This window comes from bacterium, from assembly GCA_040755795.1.
In the GTDB taxonomy this organism is placed as follows: Bacteria; UBA9089; CG2-30-40-21; order CG2-30-40-21; family SBAY01; genus JBFLXS01.
Genome location: JBFLXS010000764.1, coordinates 1 through 1026 on the forward strand (window position 1 = coordinate 1; position 1026 = coordinate 1026).

Annotated in this window: 2 protein-coding genes; one reads left to right on the top strand and one right to left on the bottom strand. The window is 35.8% G+C overall.

Annotation, left to right across the window (positions count from 1 at the left end; all coding sequences use genetic code 11):
* Positions 1 to 471 precede the first annotated feature (471 nt).
* Positions 472 to 642, bottom strand: a complete 171-nt coding sequence (locus tag AB1414_21500) for a hypothetical protein (protein MEW6609987.1) — start codon at positions 640 to 642, stop codon at positions 472 to 474.
* Positions 643 to 691: 49 nt separating this feature from the next.
* Here AB1414_21500 and AB1414_21505 point away from each other — a divergent pair, with 49 nt between their 5' ends.
* Positions 692 to 829 carry a hypothetical protein gene (locus AB1414_21505; GenBank protein ID MEW6609988.1) on the top strand — a complete coding sequence of 46 codons (138 nt, stop codon included), beginning with the start codon at positions 692 to 694 and terminating at the stop codon, positions 827 to 829.
* Positions 830 to 1026 lie beyond the last annotated feature (197 nt).

Here is a 1026-nt window from a genome sequence, read left to right on the forward strand (position 1 = left end):
CTTATAATTTCCCATTTGGTAGCCCTCCTTTTTTATTGTGCTACCATTAATATCGACAAAATCTCTCCTTACCTTTAGTCTTGTCCCTTATCATTGTTGATAATTTCTAACCATACAGGTCGAAAAATTTGAGTGTTATAGAAAACATTTTATCTCTGGTAACGCTAAGGTATTAGTTTGCCCTTTTTCTGACAGGGACATCACTAATCTTATTCATTTCCACGGTATTCCCTTTACATTCCCAATAAACAAAAAAATTTCCTTGCATTTTTGACTATTCTCTGGTAAACTTAATATCAACTCAACCCAACTTAATGCTAAAATAGCATTAAGTTAAGCTAAAAACGATTACAAACAAAATTCATTCCGAACAGTATTGGGTGCTAATCAACTTTCATCCGTTTATTACATCGTTCTAAAGAGGTCCGTCTTTTCATCTTTTCTTTCCATAGGTCAGAAGAACGAGGGATTTTATACTCCAGTGGGGTATAAATTGTGATTATTTAAAGTAATCGGTAATCGGTAATCAGTAATCGGTAATTTGAGATAGCAGGCTACTGCTTGCTCTTTACCGATAACCTGATAACCGATAACCGATAACCTGATAACCGATAACCTGAGTTGATAGTAACAGGAAATCACAAAATATGCCTCTCTAAAGTATAGTAAAGAGTCTATAATCACAGTGAGGATGAATATAGACAGTTCTTCCATATTCACTATTAGAACTATAGATAGGCGGAGATTCTGGGTAGATACGATTTATGAAGTCATAGAAAGTACCTACACCGGGGACATCATTAGGGTTAAATCCGGAGAGGATGGCTAATAAAGGAAAGGCTTTCAATTGAGAGACCCATGCAGAGATACTATGGATTTTAAGGAAGGTCATAAGGATTGTAAGCGTTCAGGTGTAAATAAGGAGAAAAGGGGAAATGGGGAGAAAGGAGAGGGGTAGGGGAATTAGGTAGCAGAAGGTTTCATCAGTTGTCAATGACATTCTAAATAATATGATTTTCTTACTAA